We start from the raw sequence: 26699 nt of genomic DNA, 5'->3' as shown, positions 1-26699 counted from the left end.
CCAGAAATCCAGCATTGCCCTGGCTGTAGAGTTTACCACGTCTTCAATGTTCATGTGCGAATTCTTGCAAGAGGAGGTATGCTTTCCGTAGCGCAGCAGCCTTGAGTCAAAGAAAACGGAGCCAGCGCGGACTGGGGTAAAAGAGTTATTAAAAGCACAGGAAAAGAAAAATTAGGGAGCCTATTCATGTGTATGCACATAAGTAGTGTTTAGTTTAAAGATTTGTCAATAACATTTTTGCAGTTAACAGACTGTAAAAACAAGAGAAAGATGATAACTGCGCAGGTGTTGATTTTTTTAATTACCTGGTTTTTTTGATAAAAAACTATCTGAAAGTGCCTCAAAACACCCTTCTTCACCGGATGACCCGCATCAATCAAGCAAATAGTGGTACTGAACCCGTTCCGTCTTACGCATTGCTGTCGTGGGGCTATACTTCCGCCAAATCACCAACCATTGTCATACAGGAGGGATAAAAATGGCAGGAGGTTATGGCGGCAGGCGTGGCGGGGCAGGACATGACGTATCAGGGCAGCCACGGTTGAAAAATGGGCAGTTTACCTTTGTGGCGGGTATGGCCCAGGCGGACATGGCCGCAAAGGCTCAGGTTGCTCTCGATGCGCCCATGCCCGTTTCAGCCGAGGCGCCTCTGGAAGAACGCATGTACGCCGAGAGCGTGGCGGATGTGGTCAAGAAGCACGCACAAAAAGATCATTCCGCGCTCAAACCCTATACAGCGGAACCTGACGCCGCAATGCCATACTATCGTATGGGTGTCAGGCCGTTAGATTGGGTACCTTTGCAAGATGGTTATGGCAAGAATGCCTTCTTCGGCGTAGGCCCACACATTGACCATATGCACTTTGTGGGCAGCGACGGAAGTAACTTCGGCCTTACCTGGGGCGGGACATTTTCAGAAAGTACAGAAAACCTGAACGCCTATCAGGTTGAAGCGCCCAAATACCGTAAAGAGTATATTGACCGCGCGCGTGCAGAAATGGAGAAGGAGCACGCCCCCATTGAAATATTTCATACCTGGCAGGAAAGGAATCCATACAATTTACTTAGCAATAATTGTCAACATTATTTCGCCAGAGTGCTCCAGAAAGCCAAACAATACGAGACAAAGGCCAAACCCTTGGTGCTTCCATAGGGTAATTCACCTAGAGCATTTCACACTTGAAATGCTCTACAAGGATTTGTCTCCAAATCCTTGTCGCCAAATGATTGCAGGGCGACTTTGCCGATCGTTAAGCAATCATTTAAAGCGTTAATTGCGCTAGTTGCGTTCACTTTCAGGAATACATCCTGAACAGGCAAAGCCCCGGCTGTTCTGAGGGTGCCGGGGCTTTGCTCACACAGAAATACCAAGAATGCCATATGTATACACCACAAGAATAGCCCATATTAGCATAAAGACCGGTTGCAGGAATACGTACATGAAAAAGACAGTCAGGGGTATTTTAATAAGGGCTGTGGGACTTACCTTATGCCGAAAACACAAAAAATACATTCCTGCAGACAGCAGTGCTACTATCCCTGTCCAAAGTACAGCTTCTGCTATGCGGCACACGATATCTTCATCCAGGCTTTCCAGGTGAAGGCTGTGCTGTAATGCTTTAACCTCGTGGACGCTCATGTAGATACATGAAAAACCAATAAAAGCAATTAAGTATATCCAAAAACAGCGCTCAAGGCGAAAAGCTTTCAGACAAATAACTGTAGCCGCAAAGCTCGCGGCAAAAACAATTCTGCTCACGGAGTCGTTCGTGTCCAAGAAATCCAGCACGGCGCACAGGGTAAGCAAACATAACGGCCAGTGCCGCAGCCAGAAATCCAGCATTGCCCTGGCTGTAGAGTTTACCACGTCTTCAATGTTCATGCGCGAATCCTCGGGAGCAGAGTTATGTTCGCCGTAATCTCCGCAATACAGGCTCCAGAATGGACGGGGCCAGCCACAGGCACAAGGGTAGAAAAAGCAGCATAAAGGCGCAGCCACCCAAGCCAAGAGCCAGCAGGGCCGCCCAAAGAGGGTGCAGGCCAAGATCTGCCGCGCGGCCGAGGGTATGGGCGCTCAGCCACCATGCGGCGGCCGCACCGGGCAGGGAGCAGGCGAGGGCGCGCAGCGCAAGGCCGCCCAGGCCCGTAAAAGCGCCCAGCCCCTGTCGCCGCGCCCAGATGAACATAAGCCACAGCACATACAGGCTCACGCTCACGCCGGAAAGCGCGGCAATGGCCCATGCCCCGCGCGGCACTGCCCAGTAATAGTAAATGGGCAGGCAAACCACTGTCATGATTGTGCCGGTGACTGCCGGGGTAATGGTGTTGCCGTGGGCGTAATAGGCCCGTACCAGCACCATGTAGAGTATCCAGAAAGGCGTGACCGCCAGCATGATTTGCGTCAGGGGCGTGGCGGCAAGGGTTTCTGCGGGGCCAAAGCGGCCGCCCTGGAAAATAACGCCCAAAATCGGCCCGGCGCAGGCGATCATGACCAGGGCGCAGGGGATAATAAGCCCCAGGCTGGCCCGCAACGCCGTGCGCAGAGTGCGGTCAAAGCCCTCCCTGTCGCCCTCGGTAAGCAGCTTGACCAGAAAAGGATACGACGCCACGGCGGCAGCCTGCCCCATAAGACCCACAGGCACTTGCGTGATGCGGCGGGCGTAGTTGAGCAGGCTCACCGCGCCATCCCCGGCCAGAGAGCCGAATACCCGCAAAAACTGCTCGTCCAGCATCATGATGGTCTGCCCCAGCATGAGGGGCAGGGCGGTGACAAGAAATTTGCCCATGAGGTGATGCCGCCATACGGGGCGCAGGCGCATGCCGCCCTGCATGGCTGCTGCCAGAGGCAGAACGAAAGTTCCCAGGGCCGCTCCCACGGTAACGCCCACGCAGTACCCCGTCATGCCTTCAAAATGGATCAGCGGGGCGGGGGAGAGCACCGCGCGCACCGGGGCCAGCCCCGCCAGCCAGGGCAGGGTGAGGCCGCCAAGAATGATGCAGCCGTTATAGATAATGGGGGCCAGCGCAGGTACGCGGAACTGGCGCCGCAAAAAGAGCAGGGCCGTTATGCAGGCCCCACAGAGAAAAAAGACCTGCGCGGGCAGCACAATACGCATAAAAAAGGCCAGCCGGTCCCACTGTTCCGGCGTAAAGCCGGGGGCGATCAGGCGGGCCAGCGGCCCGGCGGCCAGCATGCCCGCCAGGGTCAGGGCCAGGGATGCCGCGGCCATCCAGCAGAACACGCAGGAAAAAAAGCTCCAGGCGTCGTCTTCATCCTCCTGAAATCGGCGCGACAGCAGGGGGATGATGGTGATGGACATAAAGCCGCCGGCCAGCATGTAGTTGATGATGTCCGGTACCACAAAGGCGGCAAAGTACATGTCCGCCTCGCCCCCCGCCCCAAACTGCCACGAGATGACCTTGTCGCGCACAAGGCCCATGAGGCGCGAAATGATGGTGCTGGCGGCCAGTATAAGGGCCGCCGCACCCATACGCTGTTTTGCGGACAAAAGACCCATCAGCCGCGCTTACCTGCTGTTTTTTTACCGCTTCTGGCGGGCCTGCCGGATTTTGCGGGTGTGCCCGTGCCGTTTTTGCCACTTTGCCCGTTTTTGCCCTTGCGGGCCGACTGGCCACCTGGTTGACCGGAGCGGCCTGATTTGCCCGCGCCGTTCTTTTTGCCGTTCTTGCCATTTTTAGCGGGCTTGCCGGGCTTGTCGTTTCTGCCGCGGCTTTCGCCGTCACCGGGGGAAACCAGCTTCCAGCCGGAACTGGAGCCTTTGCGGCCGCTCGCAGCACGGCCGGCAGGCGAACCCTTGCCGCGCGAACCGCGCGGACTGCGCGGATTGCGCGCTCCGCGCCCGCCGATGCCCTTGGGCAGTTCCAGCGGCATGAGGCGGATTTCAAGACGGCCCAGATGCACTTCAGACAGAGCCACTTCAAGCTTTTGCCCCATGCGCCACTGTACGCCAGAGCGTTGCCCCACAAGGCTCATGGTTCGGGCGTCAAAATCATACCAGTCGTCTCCCAGGTCTTCCACGCGAATCATGCCTTCCACGGGCATGGCTTCCAGCTCCACAAAAATGCCAAAGTCCGTCACGCCCGCCACAATACCGCTAAAGTGCTCGCCCACGCGGGGCAACAGGGCAAGGCAGCCAAGACGGCGGTCCATCTCGCGTTCGCAGGCCATGGCCGCCCGCTCGCGCCGGTTGAGCTGGTCAGCCAGGCGCAACAGCTTCTGCCCGGCGGGCAGGGGGCCTGCGTCCAGACCCAGCGATGTCTTGAGCGCCCTGTGCGTGAGCAGGTCGGCATAACGGCGGATAGGCGAGGTAAAGTGGCAGTATGCCGTGGAAGCCAGGCCAAAATGCCCTTCGTTAAGCGGCATGTATCGCGCCTGGGGCATGGCGCGCAGGCAGAGGCGGTTGACGAGGAATTCCTGCGGCGTCCCTTGGGCAGCGGCAAGAACGCCCTGCATGGCCGAGGGCGCGGGTTTGGGGGGCAGGTTTTCAATCCCTGTGGCTTCCAGCGTGTCAAAGAGGCTTTCCAGCCTTTCGGGATCGGGGTCAGGGTGGATACGATAAAGAAAGGGCAGGTCCGCATCACGCAGATGCCGGGCCACGGCCTCGTTGGCCGCAATCATGAATTCTTCAATAAGCCTGTGCGCGTCGTTGCGCTGGCGGTGACCGAGCCAGACCACACGGCCAAGGTCGTCCAGGCGGCTTTCGGCCTCGGGCAGATCAAAGTCCAGCGTGCCGCGTTGGCGGCGGGTCTGGCGCAGTACGTTATAGAGGGCAAGGGCCTTTTCCAGCATGCGCAGCACTTCTTCACCGCGCTCCTGGGCGCGCAGGTCCGCAAGGGCAGCTTCATCCTTATCGAGTATGCAGGCCTTGACCTGATCATAGGTCAGGCGGGCAGCCGAACGCATGACCACTTCAGAGAAACGCGGTTTGCCGGGCTTGCCCGCAGCGGTAAAGGGAATTTCAGCCAACACGGCCAGACGATTCACATGGGGGCGCAGGCTGCACAGGCCGTTGGACAGAACCTCGGGCAGCATCGGCTCCACAGAACGGGGGAAATACCATGAGTTGCCGCGCGACAGGGCCTCGGCATCAAGAGCGCCGGGGCAGCCGCGTCCACGCGGGCGCACATAGTGACTCACGTCGGCTATGGCTACGCGCAAAATCCAGCCTTTGCCGCCGGACTGCTCTTCGACATGAATGGCATCGTCAAAGTCGCGGGCGTCCGCGCCGTCAATGGTCACAAGGGCAAGGTCGCGCACGTCCCTGCGTCCCTTGAAATCGGCTTCGCCGGGTTCGCCGGGCAGGGCCTCGGCCTCGGCCAGCGCTCCGGCAGGAAAGTCGCGCGGAACCTCGTGGTTGAGCTTGACCAGCTCTTCCTGCACGGCCACGTCATCTTCGCGCCCGTAGTTGCCCAGAAGCGTGGCGCTCCACAAGTCTGAAGCCAGCGGCTTGAGGGGGGCCAGCAGCACAAGGGTTCCCTGCGCGGGAGCTTCGGAGCCCGCGGGCAGTTCCACATTAAAATCGGCAGGCAGCCTGCTGTCCGCCGGGCGGCAGAACAGGCTGTTGCCGTGGCGGTGAACCACGTGAGCGGGTACTTCCTTTAGGCCGCGCTCGATCACCTCCACAATGCGTCCTTCAGGCGAAGGGCCGCGCTGCGCGCCGGGCAAAAGGGCCACGCGCACCAGGTCCTGATGCCATGCGCCGCCGTTTTGCGCCGAGGGAATGTAAATGTCCTTGTCGCCGGAAAATTGCCACCGGGGGCTTTCCTGCTCGTCGTCGGCAGTCAGACGCATGGGGGTTACAAAGCCCGCGCCTTCACGCAAGGCACTGAAGCGCCCGGTAATGCTTTTCAGGCTTTCAGGGCGCGTCCACAGGCCACCGCGCAGTCGCAGGGCGCTGCCTTGCCGCTCCAGATCATCAAGGGCGGCTTCAAGCTCTTTTCTTTCGCGCCGGGCAAGGCCCAGAACACGCAAAAGGCCGTCCAGCCGCATGGGGCGGTTCTGGGCGGCAAGGGTTTGCAGCAGCTCCTCATGTGAGGGAAAACCACTGCTGGCAGAGGCGGAAACCATAGTGGTTCCGCGAAGTTTTTTTTGCTTTTTCATAAAAATTGTTCACTGGCAAGGCGTGAAAAAGGGGCAAAAGGCCTGGCCTTTCGCCCCCCATCGCGTACCTGCTCTCAGGCTGTTGCCCGAATTGCGGCAATCAGTCGCGGTTGCCGCCGAAAAGGCGCAGCAGCATGAGGAAAAGATTGATAAAGTCCAGATACAGGGTCAGCGCGCCCAAAATGGCGCCGCGGCGCAGGGCCGTGGCGTCGTCCAGCGGGGCGCTTTCGCCGAACCGGCGCAGCTTCTGGGTGTCATAGGCCGTAAGGCCGGTAAAGATGAGTACGCCAAGGCAGCTCACCACAAAGTCCATCATGGAACTCTGGAGGAAGATATTGACCACCATGGCGATAATGATGCCGATGAGGCCCATGAACAGAAAGCTGCCCATGGCCGTGAGGTCGCGCTTGGTTACGGTGCCGTAAACGGTCATGGCCAGGAAGGTTCCGGTGGTGACCAGAAAGGCATTGGTGATGGAGGCAATGGGGTAGACCACAAAGATGGACGACAGTGTTGCCCCCGTCAGCGCGGAATACAGCAGAAACAGCCCCGTGGCCGTGCTGCCGGACATTTTGTGCACTGCGGCGGAAATGGCGATGACAAGGCCGAACTGCGCCACTATGAGGCCGATCATGATCAGCGAATTGCCGAAAATGACCTGCTGCACTGCGGGCGTGCTGGCAACAAACCAGGCCATGACTGTGGTGACGCCAAGGCCCAGCGTCATCCACTGGTAAACCTGACGCATGTAAAGGGAAGCAACGCTGCTTACTCCACTATGCGCTACACTGCGGGGATTGGTCATTACTATCCTCCAAAAAACTGTTGAATCCGGAGCGCCCGCGGAACAGGTGCACCTGAAAAGCATGAAATGCCTGGCAACGGGCCGTTTTTTTCATGCCTGTTCCGTCCGCCGGACAAGCCGTATTTTTTATCTTCCTGTTCATACTATATGACACAAGCCGGGTTTAGCAAGTGCTCTCTGGCCCGGATAATGGCGTCAATTGTGACAATTCTGTTACAAATTCCGCCAACGGGCAACTGCGGCAACTTGATGGACGCGTGCGGGCATGGTAGTTTTTTATGCACCGCCGGGTTTTTTCCGGCCTTTATACCGCAGCAGCGCAAGGAGATACATATGAAACCTTTCCGTACCGGCGTCGTGTTTCGCGCCCTCGCCCTGGCGTTTTGCCTTATGGCCGCGCCTTTCATGACTCCGGCCCAGGCCGCCACGCCCGATCCGGCAGTGAAGCTTGAAACAAACTTTGGCGAAATTGTCGTGCGCCTGGATGCCCGCAAGGCTCCCATCAGCACCGCCAACTTTGTGCAGTATGTTAAATCAGGCTTTTACGACGGCACGATCTTTCACCGGGTCATCAAGAACTTCATGGTTCAGGGCGGCGGTTTTACGCCGGACATGAAGCAGAAAGAAACCCGCGCCGCCATCCGCAACGAAGCGGATAACGGGCTTAAAAATAAAAAATACACCATAGCCATGGCCCGTACCGGCGAGCCCCATTCGGCCACGGCGCAGTTTTTCATCAACACCAAGGACAATGATTTTCTGGACTTTAAAAGCCAGACTCCCCAAGGCTGGGGCTACGCTGTTTTCGGCAAGGTAATCAAGGGGCAGGAAGTGGTGGACAAGATTGCCGCCGTCATGACCGGCAAAAAAGGCTATTATGACGACGTACCCAGAGAAAACGTCATCATCAAAAAGGCCGTGGTGGTGGAATAGCCCGCTGCGACTTTGCGCGTAACCGTTCTGGCGGGGAAGGGGACCTGCGCGATGGTGCGGCCGCCCGGCAGAACGGGGCAGAGCACAGCAAAAGATTCGCATGTCTCCTGCTTTTGCCGGAGGTGAAAATACAAAAGGGCCGCAAGGCCCTTTTTGCATGGCAGATGTACACCCGCGCAGTGTGCGTTGAAGTTTTGTGCGCGAAGGTGGAACTGCGCCGCCGTAACGGATTTTGTGGCGGAGGCAAAAAGTTTTTGGCACGCCCGGCTGAACAGCGGCAGCGTGCCGCACAGCCCCGGCTATTTGCCCGTCAAAGCCGCGAAGCGCCGCATGGTAAGATGGCACACAGCCACGGCAAGGGCGTCTGAAGTGTCCAGTGACCAGTTGGCGTTTTTCACATTGAGCAGGCGTTGCACCATAAAGGCTACCTGCTCTTTTTCGGCGCGGCCCGTACCCACCAGCGATTTTTTCACCAGGGTGGGTTCGTAGTCACTGATGGAAAGGCCATGCGCCGCGCAGGCCGCCACAGCCACGCCCCGCGCCTGACCGAGCTTGAGCGCGCTGGCCGCATTCTGGGCTGTAAATACCTGTTCAATGGCAGCTTCTTCAGGTTTGAGACGGTTCAGAACCGTGGAAAGCTCGTGGTAGATGCATGCCAGACGGTCTGAAAATGCCTTGCCCGCCGAGGCCGTACGTACCACGCCGCAGTCCACCAACTGCAACACGCCTGAAACTTCGCGCACCACGCCCCAGCCCGTGCGTTGCGAACCGGGGTCGATGCCCATAACCGTGACAGGCCCTTTGGCATTGAGCGTTGGCATATCAGAGCAGGAAAGAGGTGATAACGTAGTCTGCGGCCAGAATAAGCACGCAGGATATGACCACGGCCGAAGTGGTGGCGTTGCCCACGGCTTCCGGCCCCACGCTGTCGCGCCGCTTGTTGGTGTAGTAGCCCTGACGGCAGCAGATGGTGGTGACCAGCAGGCCGAAGACTACAGACTTTATGAAGCCCCCGGCCACGTCCGTCATGGTTACGGAGCTGGCGATGCGGTAAAAATAGGCCCCCTCGTTGATGCCGAGCATGAGTACGCCCGTGAGATAGCCGCCAATGATGCCGATAACGTCAAAGACGGCGGTAAGCAGGGGAAATGCAATGAGTGAGGCCACAAGACGCGGACTCACAAGATAGCCCATCGAATTGATGTCCATTACATCCAGGGCGTCGATCTGGTCGGTAATGCGCATGACACCGATTTCGGCGGTCATTGATGATCCGGCGCGCCCGGTAAGCATGATGGCAGTGAGCACCGGCCCAAGCTCGCGGATAAGCGTCAGCGACACGGCAGAGCCGAGCATGCCCACAGAACCGAACTGCACCAGGGTGTAGTAGCCCTGCAGGCCGAGCACCATGCCGCAAAACACCCCTATGAGCATGATAAGAAAGAAAGATTTTGAGCCGATGATGTAGAGTTGCTGCATTGTGCGCGGAAAGATCTTTCTGCTGGCAAATATCTGGGCCAGACCCTCGAAAAAGAAAATGGCCGTGCCGCCCAGGGCGTCAATGGCGCGCAGGCAGGGGCTGCCTATACGGCGTAAAAAGGCTGTAGGAGCAAAGGATTGCGTCATGACTTTCTCACCTGCCCGTTTTGCGGCTTTTGCCGGGAACGGCTTTTTTGGATGCCTGTATGGGTGCGCCCAGTTTCATGCGTTTGAGCTCCTCGCGCAGGTTGCCGGCGTCAAGCTCTGTGCCGCGCAGGTTGACCATGACCAGTTGCACCTTGCCGCTTTTTTGCAGGCGTGTGCGCAGCCCCCGACCTTCAAGACGCTTGCGTAGTCTGTCGGCGTCATCCTCACCTCTGAAGGCCGCCACCTGAAAAACATAGTCGTAGAGCTGTTCCTGTGTAGTCGTTGCGCCGGGGGCGCTCCCCTGGTTCTGGGCCGTATTGGGGGCGGCGGTATTCCGGGCAGTGGGGGTGGCTTGCGCGGTGGCCTGTCCGCCGCTTTGCGCGCCCGGCCGGGGTTGTTTGATGCCCCATGCGGCCAGGCTTTCTCCACTGGGTCGCTCAAAAGGATAATCCGTGCTTGCGCCCGCTTCCTGGCTGCCTGCGGATGTGCCGGTTCCGGCATCGGCGGGGGCTTGCCCGGCCTGTCCGGCTTGTCCGGCGGCAACAGGAGTTCCGGCTGGCTGGGCAGGCGCCGCATCGGCTGCGGTTTCTGTGCCTGCCCCTGTTCCGGTTCCTGGCCCTGCCAGAGTGCCGGAGGCTGCGGGATCGGCTGTTTCTGCCGTTACCGGGGCATGTTGCCCGCGCAGGCCGTTTTTCCTGTTCTGACCATCCAGTTGCAGGCCGGTCATCTGCTCCACACGCTGTTCAGGGTTCTGGCCGCGTCCCACCATAAAACCCATAAAGAAAGACCAGCCCACGGCGGCCACAAGTACCAGCCCGAGCAGGCTGACCATGGGGACGGACAAACGGAGGGTAAAGCGTCGTTTGTCGTTTGTGGCGGGAGCGCTTTTTTGTCTGGGTCTGCGAAGCGGTGGAGGCATTCTTTTTCCTTTCTATTCCTTGTGAGCGGTGGTTGCAAGGCATTGGCGCGCGGCGGCCGGGCATATGTTCTTCCGGCAGCCGCCGTGCCGTGCGCCTGTCTGTCCGGCGCTGCACGGCGGCTTGTATCCGGTTTTATGCACTGTTGTAGGGGGTTGAGGACGCCTGAACAGCGTTTTTTACTGTTTGCGGCAGCCCTGCTTTGTGCAGGGGCCGCGTAGATACTGATGCGCTGCATCCGCCAGCACTCTACAGTGATGGCTCAGGGGCAAACACCAGATGGTCAGCCTGTTGCCCGTTGCGCAGCGAGGCTGCATTGCGGGCAAGCAGCCCTGTGGGGCCGCACTGCTGCTACATGCTTTCGGGCGCGCTTACGCCGAGAACGTCCAGCCCGTTGCGCACCACCTGCCCAACAGAGCGCAGCAGGGCCAGGCGGGCCAGGGTGCGCGGCGCGTCATCGGCCAGCAATACCTGGTGTTTGGCATAATAGCTGTGCAAAAGCCCGGCCAGTTCGGTCAGGTAGTGGCTTACGTGGTGTACTCCCAGGGACTGGGCCGCTGCAAAAAGCATGTCTTCAAACGCGGCGGCCTTGCGCAGCAGGGCCATGTCTTCCGCCGTGTCCAGAGGGGCGAGCAGGGCGGTATCGGATTTTTCCGGCAGGACGAAACCGCGCTCGGCGGCGCGCCGCAGCACGGCGCAGATGCGGGCATGGGCGTACTGCACGTAGTAAACGGGATTGTCCAGACTGCGCTGCTTGGCAAGCTCAAGGTCGAAGTCCAGCGGGCTGTCGCTCTTGCGCGAAAGAAACATGAAACGGGCGGCATCCGTACCCACTTCCTTGATGACATCAGCCAGGGTTTCAAAGGTTCCCGCGCGGGTGGACATGCTCACGGGCTGGCCTTCACGCAGCAGGTTCACAAGCTGGATGAGCACCACGTCAAAGCTGTCGCGCTCTTTGCCCATGGCGGTAATGGCCGCGCGCATGCGGGGGATGTAGCCGTGATGGTCCGCGCCCCACACGTCGATGAGCCAGTCATAGCCGCGCTCGAACTTGTCGTGATGATAGGCGATGTCTGAGGCGAAATAGGTCAGGCTGCCGTCGGACTTTTTGAGTACGCGGTTTTTGTCGTCCCCCAGTTGTTCGGTGGCAAACCAGAAGGCATTGTCCTGTTCATAGGTGTAGCCCGACTGGCCCAGCGCGGCAAAGGCGGCGTTCACGGCTCCGGTTTCCACCAGGGTTTTTTCCGAGAACCAGCGCAGGTGCTCCACGCGAAAATCGCGCAGGTCGTCCTTGATGCCGTTGAGGATGTCGTTCATGGCCTTTTCGTAGCACAGGTCTTCGCCTTCGGCTGCGGGCATGTCCGGCAGGGCGGGATTGGCTTCGAGCATTTCGCGGGCGATGTCGATGATATAGTCGCCCTTGTAGTAGTCCTCGGGCCATTCCACAGGCCGTCCGGCCAGTTCCAGCACGCGCAGCCATACGGAAAGACCCAGCAGGCGCATCTGGCGGCCCGCGTCGTTGATATAATACTCGGTATGCACATGATGCCCGGCCTTGCGCAGCAGACGGGCGAGGCTGTCGCCAACGGCTGCACCGCGCCCGTGCCCCACATGCAGCGGCCCCGTGGGGTTGGCCGAAACATATTCAAGCAGCACCCTGCGGCCCGGCTCGCGGCTTTCGCCGTAGGCCTGCCCCGCGCTTTCAATGTCGGTGACGGTCTGCCGCCAGAAAGCCTGGCTGAAGGTCACGTTGCAGAAACCCGGACCGGCAGCCTCGGCCTTTTCCACATCGGGGCAGCGCTCCAGAAGCTTGGCGGCAAACTTTTGCGCCAGCTCGCGGGGATTGGTTTTGGCTTCCCTGGCGAGCAGCATGGCCGAATTGACCGAAAGATCGCCGTGGCGGGGATCGCGCGGCGGCTCAATGACAGTCTTGGCGGGCCAGGCCAGGCCCTCTTCCTCAATAATGGCCGCCAGGGCCGTGCGCAGGGTTTCAATGGCGCGCATAATGCTCTCGTGTCCTTTGCATACAGGGTTTTTGGTTTGCTGTTTCCCGCTGCCGGGGCATGCCCAGGCGTCAGGCTCAATGCAGCATGCTTTTTGAAAAATTCATAACCTGCAATAAAACATGCAGGCCGCGTCAGGCATTGCCTGGCGGCCAGACGTGCTATTCCGCCAGGGCTGCGGCACGTTCCGCATTGTTGACCAGTTGTATGTCGAGCTGGTCCGCGGTGGCGCGGTCGGCAAGGCAGGGGGCCACCATCTTGCCGAGCAGGGCCTTGGGGCCAAGCTCAAGCCAGCGGCGGGCGCCGTTGTCATACTGATTGCGCATGGTGTCTATCCACTGCACGGATGAGGTCATCTGGGCCAGCAGGCCCTCAAGGGCGCTTTCGCCTTCGTGAACGGCCCGGCCGTGGGCGTTGCAGTAGACGGCAAAGCGGGGTTTGTTCCAGGTGGCTTTGCGGAGTTGCGGGGCGAACTCTTTGGAGGCTTCGGCCATGAGGGGGCTGTGGAAAGCGCCGCTGACCTTGAGCTCAATGCCACGGCCTTTCATTTCCTTGGCTTTCTGGCAGGCCAGTGCCACAGCGGCCTTGGTGCCGCTGACCACAAGCTGGCCGGGAGTGTTGTAGTTGGCTACAATAATCAGTTCACCGCATTGGGCCGCCGTATCGGCCACAATTTTTTCCACCTGGGGCAGATCAAGCTTGAGCAGGGCGGCCATGGCCCCCTTGCCGTCGGGATCGGCTTCGGCCATCAGGCGGCCGCGCAGACTGGTCAGCTCCAGCACTGCCTGGGGGGAAAGAACGCCCGCCGCGGCCATGGCGCTGAATTCACCAAGGCTGTGTCCGGCGGCGCCCAGAGGCTTCACACGGCTCGCCACAGCATTCCAGAGGTTCAGGTTCACCACGGTCAGGGCCGGTTGCAGGGCGCGGGTGTCGCTCATGGCGGCATCATCGCCGTCCCAGTATATTTCGCGCAGGGGCAGGGAGCTTGCACGCTCGGCCTGTTTCCAGAGGCTCATGGCCTCTGTGGAGGCCTCGGCCAGGTCGCGGCCCATGCCTGCTTCCTGTGAACCCTGACCGGGAAAGAGCAAAACGGCTTGTGACATTGGAATGTATCCTCCGGAAAGAATGGCGGACGCCGTAAAAATGGTCAAAATACACGCGGTGTGTCCGCAAGCCCTCTTTTTTACGTTATCGGCGCGGGGCTTGCAAGTCCCGGTCGGCGGCGCTATGAGTATGCACCCGGCCTGCCGCCGGACGCCGGACAGCCGCAGACGCGGAGCCTTTCGCCATCAGGACGGATGAACTTTGAATATGTATTTCAGAGTGTAAGGCACGCCACCGCGGCGTTTAACCGCGCAGATACCCCGTGTTTACGCCTCCGTAGCGGATGCCTGCTCACGTAGCCGCCAGGGCAGTTTTAAAGATAAACTGCCTGAAGCCGCCTGCATACGGACGAAAAATGCCGACAACGGCACGGCAGCGGCACGACGGCCTGGCCCGTCGGTACACGGCAGTTTCAAACGTATAATGCTACAGGAGCCTTGCAAGAACATGCAGCAGCACACGGTGGACAGAAAAGAACTGGCTCGGCTTGTGGCGTCCACGGGCGCGGATGTGCCGCAGGAAGCTCTGGAGCCTCTGGGAATATACCTTGAGATGCTCTGCCAGTGGAACAAGGCCATGAATCTTGTGGGACCACACTCCTGGCAGAATATGCTGACCCGCCTGGTGGCGGACAGTTTTCATCTTGCTCCCTTTCTTTCCGGGCTGCCCATGCCCGCCGCGCCCCTGACGTGGGATCTCGGCGCGGGGGCCGGTCTGCCGGGCATTCCCCTGCGCATGTTGTGGCCTGACGGTTCCTATTATATGGTTGAAGTGCGAGAAAAGCGCGCGCTTTTTCTTTCCAGTGTGCTTTCGCGCACGCATCTGCCTTGCACGCACGTATTTCGCGGACCAGTGGAACATTTTTTTCAGGGGCAGTACTATCAGGCGGACTGCATCGTCAGCCGTGCCTTTATGCCCTGGCGGCAACTGCTTGACCTGACGCTGCCCCGCTTGCGGCGCGAGGGGCATCTGGTGATTCTGGCGCTGGAACCCGCGCCGGAAAAACTGCCAGCCCCTTGGCGTATGGTTGCGCAACACAGCTATGCGGCGGCGGGCAGCGGGCGCTGGTTCTGGGCGCTCAGCCCGGACCTGCCGGAAAACGACCTCAAAACCTTCAGTGCCGGACAGCATGACGACGGAGCATAATATGCCCCATCAGAGCATGGAAAACAGCTCTTCGGAGCAGGCAGCGAACAATCCTGCCTGCAATGCCGGCGGCGGCTGCAATGATGCCGCTGCCCACACTGCCGAACATTCCTGCGCAACCTCCACTGCCCACAGCGCGGCCCTTCGCGAGCGGGGGCATCCGCTGGCGCTGCCGCGCGCCGTGCATCTGGGGCTGCCCCCAGGGCCGGACGTGGCGGGCTACTGGTTGCGGGGCTTTTTCTGGGGAGTTGTCACGCTTGTGCTGGCCTTCGGCCTGCGCATGCTGGAATGGCCCTGCTGGCAGAATCCGGAGTTCCGCCTGGGCAGCCAGTGGCTGCTCGCCACGCATGACGCCTATCACTGGGTGGCCGGGGCCGAGGGCATTGGCCTGGCCGTGGGGCATCCCATGGCCGAAATGCTCCGCTGGCTGGCGGATGCCCTCGGAACCTATCCGGCGGCGGTGGCCTTCTGGTTTCCGGCGGTGCTGGCAAGCTTTGTGGCCCTCATTGTTTATGCCTGGGTATGGGCGCTCGGCAGCATGGAGGCCGGCGTGGCCGCGGGGCTTCTCACCTCGCTGGCGCCGGGTTTTCTGGCCCGGACACTGCTGGGCTATTATGATACCGACCTCGTTACGCTGTTTTTTCCGCTGCTTATGACCCTTGCCCCGGCAAGCTGGGCCATGCGCTACATGCTGCTGCCCCAGATGGTGCTGCGCCGCATGGCTATCGGCGCGGGCATCATGACCGCGCGGCGTCTGTTCAGCAGGGGGCTGCCCGAAGACAAGCTGGTCCGCCAGCTCGGGCAGGGCGAACATCTGGGCAATCCTTTGCGCTGGCAATGGGTTGTGCTTCTGGGCTGCTCCGGCGTCATTTCGTGGTGGACCCAGGAATGGCATTCGGTTTTTCCGTACCTTATCCGCTATAATATCATCCTGCTGGCTTTCATGAGCCTTATTATGGCCCCGCGCGGGCGGCGGGCTTTGCTGCTTCTGGGCAGCCTTGCCTATGCCCTGCCCACGCTGACAGGGCCTGTGGGGCTTGTTTTCAGCCTGCTGCTTCTGCTGGCGGGCACGCGGCCCGGCCTGAAGGCGCGGCGTGTGCTTTGCCGTCCGGGGGTACTTTTCCTGCTGTGGGTAGGCGTGGCCTTTCTGCTGGTACAGGGCGAAATTCTCACCACCCTCACCAACCACGTCAATGCCTACCTGAAGCATGCGGGCGATGCCAAAAGCACTGGAGAGGGCGCGGTGCTCATGTACCCCTCGGTGGCCCAGTCCATCATTGAGGTGCAGGATCTGAGCTTTGCCGCGCTGTTTCCCTATTTTCATCCCTGGATGGAAGCATCCATTGTTGGCCTTCTTGGCTTTGTGGTGGTGATGGTGCGTCGGCCCGGTGCATTGTTTTTGCTGCCTCTGGCCGCCTTGGGGCTTTTAAGCACCAAGCTTGGCGGGCGTATGGTCATGTTCGGCGCGCCCGTGGTGGCTGTGGGGCTGGCCCTGCCGCTGTTCTGGACGTGGCAGCGGCTTTTGCGCACCAGTCTGCGGGGTTCTGTGGCGGGCCTGCTGACGTCGGCGGTGCTCATCGCCCTTATGGTGGCCCCTTTTGTGGATATGATACCTGCCATGTCGCAAGGGCCGATGATCAACCGCCGTCATGCCGAAGCCCTTACCCGCGCACGCACGATGACGCCCGAAGACTCCATGCTCTGGCTGTGGTGGGACTGGGGCTACGCCGCGCACTACTTTGCACACCGGGCCACCATAGCTGATGGCGCACAGCACGCCGGGCCTTCGCTTTATCTGCCCGCCGCCGTGTTCGCCACCGACAATGCCCGCTTTGCGCGCCAGCTTATCCGCTATACGGCACAGTGCGGCAATGTGCCCGGCAATGTTTTTGAAGGGCTGGACGGAACATCGGCCCAGGTGCTTATGGACAGGCTGCGGTCTGATGAAACGCCACTCATTGAGGCCAAGGGCAGGCTTTTTGTGGTGGTAAGTTTTGAGATGCTGCGCCTTGGTTTCTGGATAAGCAACTTCGGAAACTGGAATTTTATTACCCATTCGGGCGAGGGCGGAGCACTTTCCATTGTGCCGCAGGAGCTTGCCTACCGGCTGGACTCCGGCGAAGTGCGCCTTGAGGGCAGCACCAGCGCCATCTATGCATCGTCCATCAATGTGTTTGAAGAAACGGGCGTTACCCGGCGCAACTATGTGCAGGAATGGTTTGACGCCCACCCCGATGCATCGCCGCAGGAGCAGCAGGACTTTTTGTCCCGGCGGCGCAACGTCAATTTTCTTTTCAACAGGATAACAGACGAAAAGCTGGCCATGGACGAAGGGCTGTACAATTCCCTCATGGTGCAGTTGCTGGTGGGCGACCCGCAAAGCCCGCGTTTTTCACCATACTTCAAGCTGGTGTACGATAATGTTTTCGCCAGAATTTACGAGGTATTGTAAGAAGGCGGCTTGCGGTATCCGGAAGCGTCAGTGGTGGTAGGGTACTTTGCGCAGGATGCATTCGGCACGGTATATCTGCTCAAGCAGCACCACGCGGGCCAGCTCGTGGGGCAGGGTCATGTCCGAAAGGCTCAGGACCTTGAAGGCCCGCTGCCGCACGCTGTCATCCAGGCCCCAGGCCCCGCCCACGATAAAACAGGCCCGTCCGCGCGCCTCCTGATCCAGGCGGCGCAGCAGGGCGGCCAGCTCGGGCGACGAAAGCTTCTGGCCGCGCTCGTCCAGCACAAGGGCCACGTCCTGCGGCGCAAGGGCTTCAACGATGCGGCGTCCTTCAAGGGCGTTGCGCTGATCAGGGGGCAGTGCGGCATCGCCGTCGCGCACTTCAGTATATTCCAGATGCCGCCAGCGTTTGATGCGCGTGAGGTAGTGGGCTGCGGCGTCCTTCCAGAAAGGTGTTTTCAACTTGCCCACACTGATGCATCGTAAAGGTTTGCCTGCCATGTCTCTCCAAATAGTCTGCCGCGATCTGCAAGAGGCCGTTGCCTGCCTGCGCGGCGGTCATGCGCTGATTTTTCCTACCGAAACTTTTTACGGTCTCGGCTGCCTGGCTTCTGATGCCGCTGCCGTGAGCAGAATCTATCAGCTCAAGCGGCGTCCCGTCCATAAGCCCCTGCCCCTGCTGGCCGCCAGTGAGGAGCAGGTGCGCTCTGTGGCACAGCTTGAGGCCATGCCGGAAGCATTGCGGGCCTTCTGGCCCGGGCCTCTTACCGTGCTGCTGCCCGCAAGGCAAGGCCTGCCTGCACAACTGGTTAATGAGGCGGGCCAGGTTGCGGTGCGTGTCACCCCTCATCCCGTGGCTGCGGCGCTGGCGCAAGGGGCTGGCGGCCCGCTTACGGCAAGCAGCGCCAACCTTAACGGGCGGCCGCCCGTGTGCACCGTGGCGGATATTGATCCGCAACTGCTGGCTACGCTACGGGAGATGGGGCAATGCCCCTGCGTGGCCGCTGAAGGCCCGCAGCCGCAAGGCGGCGCGCCCTCGTCCCTTGTGGAACTTTTGCCGGAGCAGGGCGAACGCTACGTGAGCGGCTCATGCCGGCGGCTGCGTGTTGTCCGGTCCGGGGCGGTAAGCCGGGCCGCGCTGGCGGCGGCGGGTTTTATGGTGGAGTCGTAAGCAATGTGTCTGCGGGCAGGCCGGGGCGGTCAGTTTTTACTGAAGGCCGTGAGGCGGGCCAGAACATCGTCCAGAAAATTTGCAAAGTTTTCCACAGCAGCGGCATCGTGACCGGCGGCGGCCTCAGCCACGAGATTGTCGAGACAACTGTGAAAATATATGTGGTTTTCGTGCGCGATTTTTCCCTTGTCTGTAAGGTAGACGTTGAGCCTGGTCATCTTGAGCGGGTCTTTTTCCTTGCGTACAAGGCCCTTTTGTTCAAGTTTGCGCAGCATTTCAGACACGCTGCCCTTGGTGATGTCCAGTTTTTGCGCCAGCCCGCCCACATGTATGCCTTCGGCATTGTGGATGGCCGTGATCATCTGGATTTCGCCCAGATGAATGGGTACATCTGTGCCAAAGTTGCGGCATTGCCGCTCCAGTGCGTAAAAACGGGTCACCAGCAAAAGCAGGGTAAAGCAGATGCGATTGTTTTGCATCTGCTTGATCATCGGATCGGCCAGGTCGTTGAGAATAGCCTGATGGATACGCAGTTCCACGTCTGTTTTTCTGGGGATTTTATGTGGCATGCACACTATGTATGGCAGCCATACATTACTGTCAAGGCAAGACCCGCGCCACTGTCCGCTCTTGCGGCCCGGCGCGTGCTGGCTTAGTATGCCTGTGCCTGCGGCCTGCGCCGTGCGGCATGCAAGCCTGAGGTCAGCATGAAGAAAGAAGTCGTCTGTCCGCATTGCGGCAAACCGTATTCCTGTTTTCGCAATCCTGCGCCCACTGCCGATGTGGTCATTTACGAGCCGGGCAGGGGAGTGGTTATTATTCGCCGCCGTCATGCCCCGGTGGGCTTTGCCCTGCCCGGAGGCTTTATTGACGAGGGCGAACAGGCCGAGGCCGCCGCTGTACGCGAAATGCGCGAAGAAACCGGGCTGGATGTGGAACTGACGGGTCTTCTTGGCGTATATTCGCGTCCCAAGCGCGACCCGCGTCAGCATACGCTTACTGTGGTGTACACGGGCAGGGCGCGTAACCCCGAGGCCATTACGGCCGGGGATGACGCGGCCCATGCGGCTTTTTATCCGCTGAACGGCCTGCCCGCGCCTCTGGTTTTCGACCATGCGGAAATATTGGAACATTTCAGGCAGGTGCTGTCCGGGCAACGGGCCGTGGCGGCAGTGCAGCCTCTGGCCTGTCACCATTTGCCGTCTCTCGATGCCCAGGGCAGGCCTGACGTTGACGCTTCCGGCGCTGCCTGCGGCTGCCGCGCGCCTGCTGGTCCTGCGGGATCTGCCGCAGCCGTCGCACCCGGAGAGGCCGTACCCGGCAAAAGTGGAAAGGAGTTTTGTTGATGGCTTACCGCAACATGCAGGAATGCCTCGCCGACCTGGAGGCCCACGGACACCTGAAGCGCATTGACGCAGAGGTGGACCCCCATCTGGAGCTGGCAGCCATCCAGCGTCGCGCCTTCCGCGCCAATGCTCCGGCCCTGCTGTTCACGCGGGTGAAAGGCACATCCTTTCCCATGCTGTGCAATCTTTTCGGCACACGCGAGCGCCTGCATTATATTTTCAGAGACAGTCTGCCTGCGGTGCATGCCGTGCTGGCGGCCAAGGCCGACCCTGCGGCCGCGCTTAAAAAGCCCTGGCGGTCACTGGCTGCCATTCCGGGATTATGGCGCATGCTGCCGCGCACACGCCGCGCGGGAGCAGGAGAGAGCGTGCCTGTGCTCGCACGGCGCTGCGCCCCGGCCGACCTGCCGCAGCTCACCTGCTGGCCTATGGACGGCGGAGCCTTTATTACCCTGCCCCTGGTCTATACCGAAGATCCGGAAAAACCGGGAACAGATGCCTCTAACCTGGGCATGTACCGGGTGCAGCAGAGCGGCAATGCCTATGCCCCGGACGAAATGGGTATGCACTACCAGATTCACAGGGGTATTGGCGTGCACCATGCCCACGCCCTGGCTGCCGGCCGCCCGCTGCCTGTTCATGTGTATGTGGGCGGCCCGCCAAGCCTTACCGTGGCTGCGGTCATGCCACTGCCCGAGGGACTGAGCGAACTGCGTTTTGCCGGTCTGCTGGGTGGCCGCCGCATGGAGCTTGCCCGGGTGAACGGCTTGCCCCTGCCTGTGCTGGCCGAAGCGGATTTTTGTATCAGCGGGCATATTTTGCCCGGCCTGAAGCCTGAAGGGCCTTTTGGTGATCATGTGGGCTACTACAGCCTTACGCATGATTTTCCTGTGCTCAAGGTGGATGCCGTGTACCACCGCGAGGGGGCTGTCTGGCCGTTTACGGCGGTGGGGCGTCCGCCGCAGGAAGATACTGTTTTCGGCGACTTTATTCATGAGTTGACCGGCCCGCTTGTGCCTCAGGTTTTTCAGGGCGTACGTGAAGTGCATGCCGTGGACGCGGCCGGGGTCCACCCCCTGCTGCTGGCGTTGGGCAGCGAACGCTATACGCCGTATGAGGCCGGGCGCAGGCCGCGCGAACTGCTCACGGCTGCCCTGCACCTGCTCGGAACCACACAAACGGCCCTTGCCAAATATGTTCTTGTGGCTGCGCATGAAGACGCTCCGGGCCTGAGCGCCCACCATGCGCCGGAATTTTTGCGGCACATGCTGGAACGCGCGGATTTTTCCCGTGATCTGCACTTCATCACGCACAGCACCAATGACACCCTGGACTATACTGGCCTTGGACTCAATGAGGGTTCCAAGCTCATATGGGCTTCGGCCGGGGAAAAACGGCGTACCCTGGGGCTGGAGCTTACCGGCCCGGCAGCGGATATGCCCTCGTTGCCCGAAGGTTTCGGGGACGTGCGGGTGGCTGGCCCCGGCATGCTTGTTGTGCGCGGTCCGGCGCATGCCCTTGCGCGCAACCAGCAGGATACTGGCGTGGAGGCGCTGGCGCAGGCTCTGGCCCAATGGCCGGGGCGGGAGGCGTTTCCGCTGGTTCTTGTTGTGGATGATGCGGCTTTTTGCGCGGAAAATATGGACAATTTCCTTTGGGTGGCCTTTACCCGGTCTGATCCGGCTACGGATGTGTATGGCGCCCGCGCGCAAACGCGGGCCAAGCACTGGTCGTGTGAAGCGCCGCTGGTTATGGACGCCCGCCTGAAACCCTTCCACGCTCCCCCCCTGGAAGAGGACCCGGCCACCACCCGCAGGGTGGATGCGCTGGCTGCTCCGGGCGGGCCTTTGCACGGATACATCTAACTCGGGGGAGGCTGCGGATGAAGATAGCTCTTTTACAGTGCAACAGCGTAACCGGCGATGTCGCCGGAAACATGCAGCGCATTCTTGAGGCAAGCCGTCAGGCTGCGGCTGCCGGAGCCGAGCTGTGCGTTACGCCGGAGCTGGCCCTGTGCGGCGTGGCCCCCGGCCATTATCTCTGCGCCGAAGACTTTGCGGCAGGATGCCGCACGGCCCTGGACCATCTCGCCCTGGAACTCAGGGATGGCCCCGCCCTGCTGGTGGGCGCGCCCGTACCCAGTGTTTACGCTTCGGGGCTGCTTTCCAATGCCGCCGTTCTGGTTGACAAGGGAAGCTGGCAGGTGGCCTCGCGCAAGGTTTATCAGGGCGGCGCGCAGGGGATGGGACCGGACACGGACGACAGCCGTTATTTTGACAGGGGCATCTCCTGCGGTATACTCACCATCGGCGGTTGGCGCATGGGAGTGGTACTGTGCGAAGACGCGCGCAGCGAGGAAGAGGCTTTCTGGAAAATACGCTACGCCAGCGGGCATAATCCGCTTATGGAACTGGTGCAGCGGGGCGTTGACGCTCTCATTCACATGACGGCCGCGCCGTACAGCGAGGGGGCGCAGGCTGCGGGCGAGCATATGCTTTCACATGTGGCGGCCCGGCATCATGTGCATCTTTTTTCCGTCAACCTTGTGGGCGGCAACGACAGCCGCGTATACAGCGGCCAGAGCCTCGCCTTTGACCCCACGGGCCAGTTGCTGGCGCGCGGCAAGGCTTTTGCCGAGGACGTTCTGGTGGTGGAAACCGCCGGAAGCGCCCCGGGCGGCGCGTCGGGCGGCAAGGCGCCCGAGCCGTTGTCCAGTTGCGTTGAAGAAAGCCTCTGGCACGCCCTAACTCTCGGCACGCGCGACTTTGTGCGCAAATGCGGTGCGGAAAAGGTGATTGTGGGCCTTTCGGGCGGTATGGATTCTTCGCTGGTGTGCTGTGTGGCCGTGGAGGCGCTGGGGGCGGAAAACGTCACCGGCGTGCTCATGCCGTCGCCCTACAGCAGTGAAGGATCTGTCAGCGATGCCCATAGGCTGGCGCAAAATCTGGGCATACGCACAGTCACCCTGCCCATAGAATCTGTCATGAAAACCTTTGAACAGGCCCTTGCTCCGGGGCTGGAGCTTTTTGCGTCCCGACCGGGCGACACCACGTTTGAAAACCTTCAGGCGCGCATTCGCGGCGTGATGCTGTCGTCTCTGGCAAACCGGGCGGGCGCTCTTGTGCTCAACACGGGTAATAAAAGTGAAGCCGCCATGGGCTACAGCACGCTGTATGGCGATACTGTGGGCGCACTTGCCGTCATTGGCGACCTGACAAAAACGCAGACCTATACCGTGGCCCGGTGGTACAATGAGTACCGCCAGGCAGAGATCATTCCGCAGCAGGTTTTTGACAAGGCCCCTTCGGCCGAACTGCGGCCCGGCCAGAAGGATGAAGACAGCCTGCCGCCTTACGGGCAGCTTGATCCCGTGCTTGAAGAACTGCTGTTGCCCGGCGTCTCTTCCGCTACGGCCAACATTTCGCCTTTGCGGCTTGAGGTGCGCAACAAGCTTTTTGCGGCGGAATTCAAGCGCAGGCAGGAACCGTTGGCGCTTTTTGTAAGCCGCGTGCCTTTTGGCGCGAGCTGGCAGGCCCCGGTGGCGGGGCGCTATCGGCTGCCCTAGAAAGGGTTAATGTTGAAATGCTTCATGTTTCAACATTGTCATTCTGCCCCAAAATGCAATTTTCGGCAGAATCCACGCCGTGTTGTGGCTCGCTGCACTCGCGTGCAGCCTGGAGTATTCTAACTTTTTCAAATTAAAATGTTCCAGGCCACGGGGCTGGGGCAGACGGGTTTTTTGGCAGGATATTCCGGCAGCCGCAGGCAGGGCAATGACCATGCGGATCGCTGGGCGGCAGCGGAGCTCCGGGCGGCAGAGCCGGGGGTTTTTTCTTGAAGCCGGCAGCGCGCTGGGGTAAGAGCAGTGTGTTGCATAACGCAGATACGAGTGGAGGAAGACATGGTGGAAGCACCGGAGAAAAATCTGGCCCTGGACATTGTGCGTATTACCGAGGCGGCGGCCCTGGCATCGGCCCGCTGGCTTGGACGCGGAAACAAGGAGGCCGGAGACGGCGCCGCCGTGGACGCCATGCGCATCAGTTTTGCCACTCTGCACATTGACGGCCTTGTCATTATCGGCGAGGGCGAAAAAGATCATGCCCCCATGCTGTACAACGGCGAAAAAGTGGGCATGGGTGTAGGCCCCAGCCTTGACGTGGCTGTTGACCCGGTGGAAGGCACAAGCCTGCTGGCCTACGGGCGTCCCAACGCCATTTCCGTTGTGGGCGTGGCCCCCAAGGGCAGCATGTTCAATCCCGGCCCCAGCTATTACATGCAAAAGCTCGTTGTGGCGCGTGAGGCGCGCAACGTCGTTGATCTTGACGCTCCCGTCAAGGTCAATCTCGCCAACGTGGCAAAAGCTATGGGCAAGAGCGTGCAGGACCTTGTGGTTTTTGTGCTGGACAAGCCCCGGCATGAAAAGCTCATTGCCGAAATCCGCGAAGCCGGAGCGCGCATACAGTTGCAGACAGACGGCGACGTGGCCGGAGCGCTCATGGCTGTGGACCCCCGGTCCGAAGTGGACATCATGATGGGTACGGGCGGTACTCCTGAAGGCGTGCTGGCTGCCTGCGCCATCAAGGGCATGGGCGGGCAGATGCTGGCCCGGCTTGACCCCCAGTCCTATGTGGAAAAAGAGGCTATCAACGAAACGGGCATTGACGCACGTGAAGTGCTCACCGTTAACGATCTGGTGCGCAGCGACGACTGTTTTTTTGCCGCCACAGGCATTTCCGGCGGCGACTTTCTGCGCGGCGTGGGCTACAGCGCCAAATACGCCGTAACGCATTCCCTGGTTCTGCGCGGCAAGACAGGAACATTGCGGTATGTCGAGTCTTACCATAATATGGACAGACTTTCGAAATTCAGCGCGGTACGGTATTGAATGAATATTTTGTTGCGGATTTTCAGGATGCTCATGCGTCCTTCGGCCTTGCCCTGCATAAAAAATTCCGCACATACGGGCAAATTGGCCCTGCGTGCGGGAAGTGTTCTGGCGGCAGGGGCCGCCCTTGTGTGCCTGCTGCTTGCCCCGGCCATGTCCGGCGAAGTGCGTGCGGCATCTGCCGGGCAGGAAAAAAAGGCGGCACGGCAGGCGGCCACTGTGTACGACAGGCAGCCGCCGGTGACAGATAAGGAACTACTGAGCTTTCTTGATATTCTGCCACATTTTCGCGCCTGGGCCAAAGCCGGTAATGAAGAGGCCCACCCCGTTCTCCGCAACGGCAAGGCAGATTTCATGTACTCGCCCAAGGCCGCAGCCTGGGTGCAGGAGCAAGGCTGGAACCCTGTGCGCTTTTTCTGCGTTATGGGGCGGATGGCCGCCGCTCTTGCCATTGTTGAAGAAGGAAATGACATGACCGGGGTACGCTCCAGCGACATGCCTGAAGTTACAGAAGGCGAACTGGCGCTGGTCAGGCGGCATCTCGGCACCATGCTCAAGGTTAGCGGTGATGCGCCGCCGACAATTCGCTGATCCGGCTCATCGCGCAGCTTTGTCCCGGCTGTTTTTCAGCAGGGCGTGCGTATGTTGAGCAGCGGGCGGTTTGCAGGCTTTGGTCCTGCGGCTGCCCGCTGCTGGTATAATGTTGCCCGGACGAAGACTTTTTTGTTTGCAGGGGGACGGCCACTACTGCTAGTATGTATCTTGGCATTGACTCTGTAAAAGGCGGTTTTTTCATGGCGACCCGGCGTTACGCTTTCAGTTGGGATTTTATCGGCAATGTGCGTGAGGGCCGGCCCAATCTCGGTAACAGCGCCCGTATTGAAGTATACCGGCTGTTCCAGTATACCATGCGCGATGTTGTTGAGCTGCGCTACGGCACCGAGGCGTCAGAAGAAATCATGCGCGAATGCGGCGAGCTTGCGGGTCGCCAATTTTGCGAAAGGTTCATTGGCCCCTGCGAAAATTTTGATGATTTTGTGGCTACGGTGCAGCAGGCGCTGCTGGATTTCGGCATCGGCATTCTGCGGGTAGAAACCGCAAATTATGAAACTTCCCACTTTACCCTGACTGTGGCTGAAGACTTGGATTGCTCCGGTTTGCCTGATATGGAGCATACGGTCTGCCACTATGATGAGGGATTTCTTGCGGGAGTGCTGTTTTCGCATGCCGGAGTGGAGTTTGACGTGCGCGAAATTGACTGCTGGTGCACCGGTGACCGTACCTGCCGGTTTGAAGCCAGCCCCAGGCAAAAAACGCAGCACGCTGAAAATACGCCAGACTGAGCCACCCCCGTTCAAGGCCCGCTCGCCAAGCGGCGTAGGCGAAGCCGCACCGCCGGCGGCCCGTGCGAGAAATTTTGCCCAGCGGACGTAAAATCTTTGTTGTGCCGCTACGGCAACTCGCTGCAAAACAACGGGAAATGTATGCTCTTTACAGCCGCTGCGTATGGCGCACTGTGCTGCCCCGCCTTATCCGCTTTTGGAAAATATGCCGGGCATGTACTGCGTTGCAGCAAAAAAACTATCAAACAAAGCTGTTTGTCGGCTGGGACAATGTCATTTTGACGCTGCCCTGACGGTTGCGCAATAAGGCGCACCAGCTTCAGCCGCTGCCGAAGGGCCTGCGGATGCAGATGGCTTTGCTATGGATTTTCGTAAAAAATCGTGTGGAGCAGATACATATTTTCAATGGCAACCTGCTGTTAAGCGCCGTCATGAGCGCTTCGATGTCTTTGGGCAATGCGCTCAAAAGACAACGACATCAAATGATTGCGGCCCTCATACGTTGCGCGGCGTGGTTGCTGCGTCTCCGTGCCGAAGGGTTCCGGCAGCGCGCCGGAATATTCGGGAGCCGCACGCCCGCCACCGGTTTGGCACGGCATCTGTCTGCTGTGCCGCTGTATTCGGCCCTGAGGGATATTCCCTCCGGCGGGTTTAAGATAACCGGTAGTAAATATTATGGATGATCCTGCGAATACCGGGGCCGCGCTCCCAGAGAACGTGGCCCTTGCGACCGAAGTTATAGGCTATGTGCATTCCATTCTGACTGGTGTTTCCGTCAGTGAAGATCCCCTGCCTGACAGGCTGCGGCAACTGGAAGGGATGGAGAACCTGCACAATCTGATATGGG

At 60.0% G+C, this 26699-nt stretch carries 23 protein-coding genes; 12 read left to right on the top strand and 11 right to left on the bottom strand.

What is annotated here, in order from left to right:
• Positions 1-478 precede the first annotated feature (478 nt).
• Positions 479-1153, top strand: a complete 675-nt coding sequence (locus QZ377_RS06715; protein WP_291440416.1) for a hypothetical protein — start codon at positions 479-481, stop codon at positions 1151-1153.
• Positions 1154-1354: 201 nt separating this feature from the next.
• Here QZ377_RS06715 and QZ377_RS06710 read toward each other — a convergent pair whose 3' ends face one another.
• The 4 genes from QZ377_RS06710 to QZ377_RS06695 form a co-directional block, all read right to left on the bottom strand.
• Entirely contained in the window at positions 1355-1882 is a 528-nt protein-coding gene (locus tag QZ377_RS06710; protein WP_291440415.1) for a hypothetical protein, read from the bottom strand.
• Positions 1883-1904: 22 nt separating this feature from the next.
• Positions 1905-3518 carry a murein biosynthesis integral membrane protein MurJ gene (gene murJ / locus QZ377_RS06705; RefSeq protein WP_291440414.1) on the bottom strand — a complete coding sequence of 538 codons (1614 nt, stop codon included), beginning with the start codon at positions 3516-3518 and terminating at the stop codon, positions 1905-1907.
• Entirely contained in the window at positions 3518-6121 is a 2604-nt protein-coding gene (gene rnr, locus QZ377_RS06700; protein WP_291440413.1) for a ribonuclease R, read from the bottom strand. The genes murJ and rnr overlap by 1 nt, the downstream gene beginning before the upstream one ends.
• A gap of 100 nt (positions 6122-6221) precedes the next feature.
• Positions 6222-6926, bottom strand: a complete 705-nt coding sequence (locus QZ377_RS06695; RefSeq protein WP_291440412.1) for a Bax inhibitor-1/YccA family protein — start codon at positions 6924-6926, stop codon at positions 6222-6224.
• A gap of 390 nt (positions 6927-7316) precedes the next feature.
• Here QZ377_RS06695 and QZ377_RS06690 point away from each other — a divergent pair, with 390 nt between their 5' ends.
• The gene (locus QZ377_RS06690; protein WP_291440418.1) at positions 7317-7859 is read left to right on the top strand and encodes a peptidylprolyl isomerase; all 543 of its coding nucleotides are present in this window, start codon (positions 7317-7319) and stop codon (positions 7857-7859) included.
• A 299-nt stretch (positions 7860-8158) separates the two neighbouring features.
• Here QZ377_RS06690 and ruvC read toward each other — a convergent pair whose 3' ends face one another.
• The 5 genes from ruvC to QZ377_RS06665 all read right to left on the bottom strand — a co-directional run bounded on the left by ruvC (position 8159) and on the right by QZ377_RS06665 (position 13508).
• On the bottom strand, positions 8159-8680 hold the full coding sequence (ruvC, locus tag QZ377_RS06685) for a crossover junction endodeoxyribonuclease RuvC (RefSeq protein WP_291440411.1): 522 nt from the start codon (positions 8678-8680) through the stop codon (positions 8159-8161).
• 1 nt (position 8681) lies between these two features.
• Positions 8682-9485: an ABC transporter permease gene (locus QZ377_RS06680; RefSeq protein WP_291440410.1), complete on the bottom strand. Its 804-nt coding sequence runs from the start codon at positions 9483-9485 to the stop codon at positions 8682-8684.
• A 7-nt stretch (positions 9486-9492) separates the two neighbouring features.
• Positions 9493-10404 (bottom strand): SPOR domain-containing protein, encoded by a 912-nt coding sequence (locus tag QZ377_RS06675; protein ID WP_291440409.1) that lies wholly within the window; start codon positions 10402-10404, stop codon positions 9493-9495.
• A 349-nt stretch (positions 10405-10753) separates the two neighbouring features.
• Complete coding sequence (argS, locus tag QZ377_RS06670; protein WP_291440408.1) at positions 10754-12406, bottom strand: arginine--tRNA ligase; 1653 nt, start codon at positions 12404-12406, stop codon at positions 10754-10756.
• Positions 12407-12566: 160 nt separating this feature from the next.
• Complete coding sequence (locus tag QZ377_RS06665; RefSeq protein ID WP_291440407.1) at positions 12567-13508, bottom strand: ACP S-malonyltransferase; 942 nt, start codon at positions 13506-13508, stop codon at positions 12567-12569.
• A 448-nt stretch (positions 13509-13956) separates the two neighbouring features.
• On the opposite strand from QZ377_RS06665, the gene QZ377_RS06660 reads away from it, so the two are divergent.
• Together QZ377_RS06660 and QZ377_RS06655 are read left to right on the top strand one after the other, a co-directional pair.
• The gene (locus QZ377_RS06660) at positions 13957-14655 is read left to right on the top strand and encodes a 16S rRNA (guanine(527)-N(7))-methyltransferase RsmG (protein WP_291440406.1); all 699 of its coding nucleotides are present in this window, start codon (positions 13957-13959) and stop codon (positions 14653-14655) included.
• A gap of 1 nt (position 14656) precedes the next feature.
• Positions 14657-17107 carry an STT3 domain-containing protein gene (locus tag QZ377_RS06655; RefSeq protein WP_291440405.1) on the top strand — a complete coding sequence of 817 codons (2451 nt, stop codon included), beginning with the start codon at positions 14657-14659 and terminating at the stop codon, positions 17105-17107.
• A 27-nt stretch (positions 17108-17134) separates the two neighbouring features.
• Here the strand turns inward: QZ377_RS06655 and QZ377_RS06650 are convergent, their stop codons facing one another.
• Positions 17135-17608, bottom strand: coding sequence for a 23S rRNA (pseudouridine(1915)-N(3))-methyltransferase RlmH (locus tag QZ377_RS06650; RefSeq protein ID WP_291440404.1), 474 nt, complete (start codon positions 17606-17608; stop codon positions 17135-17137).
• Between QZ377_RS06650 and QZ377_RS06645 the strand changes: the two genes are divergently transcribed.
• Complete coding sequence (locus QZ377_RS06645) at positions 17607-18278, top strand: L-threonylcarbamoyladenylate synthase (RefSeq protein WP_291440403.1); 672 nt, start codon at positions 17607-17609, stop codon at positions 18276-18278. The two genes, QZ377_RS06650 and QZ377_RS06645, sit on opposite strands and share 2 nt — an antisense overlap.
• A gap of 29 nt (positions 18279-18307) precedes the next feature.
• Here QZ377_RS06645 and QZ377_RS06640 read toward each other — a convergent pair whose 3' ends face one another.
• Positions 18308-18847, bottom strand: a complete 540-nt coding sequence (locus tag QZ377_RS06640) for a MarR family transcriptional regulator (protein WP_291440402.1) — start codon at positions 18845-18847, stop codon at positions 18308-18310.
• Positions 18848-18985: 138 nt separating this feature from the next.
• Between QZ377_RS06640 and QZ377_RS06635 the strand changes: the two genes are divergently transcribed.
• From QZ377_RS06635 to QZ377_RS06605, 7 genes are all read left to right on the top strand, one after another.
• The gene (locus QZ377_RS06635) at positions 18986-19624 is read left to right on the top strand and encodes an NUDIX hydrolase (protein ID WP_365854455.1); all 639 of its coding nucleotides are present in this window, start codon (positions 18986-18988) and stop codon (positions 19622-19624) included.
• Positions 19624-21489 (top strand): UbiD family decarboxylase, encoded by a 1866-nt coding sequence (locus tag QZ377_RS06630; protein WP_291440401.1) that lies wholly within the window; start codon positions 19624-19626, stop codon positions 21487-21489. The genes QZ377_RS06635 and QZ377_RS06630 overlap by 1 nt, the downstream gene beginning before the upstream one ends.
• Before the next feature lie 17 nt (positions 21490-21506).
• Positions 21507-23189 carry an NAD+ synthase gene (locus tag QZ377_RS06625; RefSeq protein WP_291440400.1) on the top strand — a complete coding sequence of 561 codons (1683 nt, stop codon included), beginning with the start codon at positions 21507-21509 and terminating at the stop codon, positions 23187-23189.
• Positions 23190-23525: 336 nt separating this feature from the next.
• Positions 23526-24509, top strand: a complete 984-nt coding sequence (gene glpX / locus QZ377_RS06620; protein ID WP_291440399.1) for a class II fructose-bisphosphatase — start codon at positions 23526-23528, stop codon at positions 24507-24509.
• Positions 24510-25100 (top strand): serine/threonine protein phosphatase, encoded by a 591-nt coding sequence (locus tag QZ377_RS06615; RefSeq protein WP_291440398.1) that lies wholly within the window; start codon positions 24510-24512, stop codon positions 25098-25100.
• A 203-nt stretch (positions 25101-25303) separates the two neighbouring features.
• A complete protein-coding gene (locus QZ377_RS06610; protein WP_291440397.1) occupies positions 25304-25852 on the top strand; it encodes a V4R domain-containing protein in 549 nt (182 codons plus the stop codon).
• A 350-nt stretch (positions 25853-26202) separates the two neighbouring features.
• Positions 26203-26535, top strand: a complete 333-nt coding sequence (locus QZ377_RS06605; RefSeq protein ID WP_291440396.1) for a hypothetical protein — start codon at positions 26203-26205, stop codon at positions 26533-26535.
• Positions 26536-26699: the final 164 nt, after the last annotated feature.

This window comes from Desulfovibrio sp. (genome assembly GCF_019424165.1).
Lineage (GTDB): Bacteria > Desulfobacterota > Desulfovibrionia > Desulfovibrionales > Desulfovibrionaceae > Desulfovibrio.
Note: the sequence above shows the minus strand (reverse complement) of the source record. Positions and strands in the feature narration are given on the sequence as shown.

Bases quoted from the DNA above. Each gene is read 5' to 3' on its own strand.
- QZ377_RS06715 (WP_291440416.1), top strand. From the start codon at position 479: ATGGCAGGAGGTTATGGCGGCAGGCGTGGCGGGGCAGGACATGACGTA.
- QZ377_RS06710 (WP_291440415.1), bottom strand. From the start codon at position 1,882: ATGAACATTGAAGACGTGGTAAACTCTACAGCCAGGGCAATGCTGGAT.
- murJ (WP_291440414.1), bottom strand. From the start codon at position 3,518: ATGGGTCTTTTGTCCGCAAAACAGCGTATGGGTGCGGCGGCCCTTATA.
- rnr (WP_291440413.1), bottom strand. From the start codon at position 6,121: ATGAAAAAGCAAAAAAAACTTCGCGGAACCACTATGGTTTCCGCCTCT.
- QZ377_RS06695 (WP_291440412.1), bottom strand. From the start codon at position 6,926: ATGACCAATCCCCGCAGTGTAGCGCATAGTGGAGTAAGCAGCGTTGCT.
- QZ377_RS06690 (WP_291440418.1), top strand. From the start codon at position 7,317: ATGGCCGCGCCTTTCATGACTCCGGCCCAGGCCGCCACGCCCGATCCG.
- ruvC (WP_291440411.1), bottom strand. From the start codon at position 8,680: ATGCCAACGCTCAATGCCAAAGGGCCTGTCACGGTTATGGGCATCGAC.
- QZ377_RS06680 (WP_291440410.1), bottom strand. From the start codon at position 9,485: ATGACGCAATCCTTTGCTCCTACAGCCTTTTTACGCCGTATAGGCAGC.
- QZ377_RS06675 (WP_291440409.1), bottom strand. From the start codon at position 10,404: ATGCCTCCACCGCTTCGCAGACCCAGACAAAAAAGCGCTCCCGCCACA.
- argS (WP_291440408.1), bottom strand. From the start codon at position 12,406: ATGCGCGCCATTGAAACCCTGCGCACGGCCCTGGCGGCCATTATTGAG.
- QZ377_RS06665 (WP_291440407.1), bottom strand. From the start codon at position 13,508: ATGTCACAAGCCGTTTTGCTCTTTCCCGGTCAGGGTTCACAGGAAGCA.
- QZ377_RS06660 (WP_291440406.1), top strand. From the start codon at position 13,957: ATGCAGCAGCACACGGTGGACAGAAAAGAACTGGCTCGGCTTGTGGCG.
- QZ377_RS06655 (WP_291440405.1), top strand. From the start codon at position 14,657: ATGCCCCATCAGAGCATGGAAAACAGCTCTTCGGAGCAGGCAGCGAAC.
- QZ377_RS06645 (WP_291440403.1), top strand. From the start codon at position 17,607: ATGTCTCTCCAAATAGTCTGCCGCGATCTGCAAGAGGCCGTTGCCTGC.
- QZ377_RS06650 (WP_291440404.1), bottom strand. From the start codon at position 17,608: ATGGCAGGCAAACCTTTACGATGCATCAGTGTGGGCAAGTTGAAAACA.
- QZ377_RS06640 (WP_291440402.1), bottom strand. From the start codon at position 18,847: ATGCCACATAAAATCCCCAGAAAAACAGACGTGGAACTGCGTATCCAT.
- QZ377_RS06635 (WP_365854455.1), top strand. From the start codon at position 18,986: ATGAAGAAAGAAGTCGTCTGTCCGCATTGCGGCAAACCGTATTCCTGT.
- QZ377_RS06630 (WP_291440401.1), top strand. From the start codon at position 19,624: ATGGCTTACCGCAACATGCAGGAATGCCTCGCCGACCTGGAGGCCCAC.
- QZ377_RS06625 (WP_291440400.1), top strand. From the start codon at position 21,507: ATGAAGATAGCTCTTTTACAGTGCAACAGCGTAACCGGCGATGTCGCC.
- glpX (WP_291440399.1), top strand. From the start codon at position 23,526: ATGGTGGAAGCACCGGAGAAAAATCTGGCCCTGGACATTGTGCGTATT.
- QZ377_RS06615 (WP_291440398.1), top strand. From the start codon at position 24,510: ATGAATATTTTGTTGCGGATTTTCAGGATGCTCATGCGTCCTTCGGCC.
- QZ377_RS06610 (WP_291440397.1), top strand. From the start codon at position 25,304: ATGGCGACCCGGCGTTACGCTTTCAGTTGGGATTTTATCGGCAATGTG.
- QZ377_RS06605 (WP_291440396.1), top strand. From the start codon at position 26,203: ATGGCTTTGCTATGGATTTTCGTAAAAAATCGTGTGGAGCAGATACAT.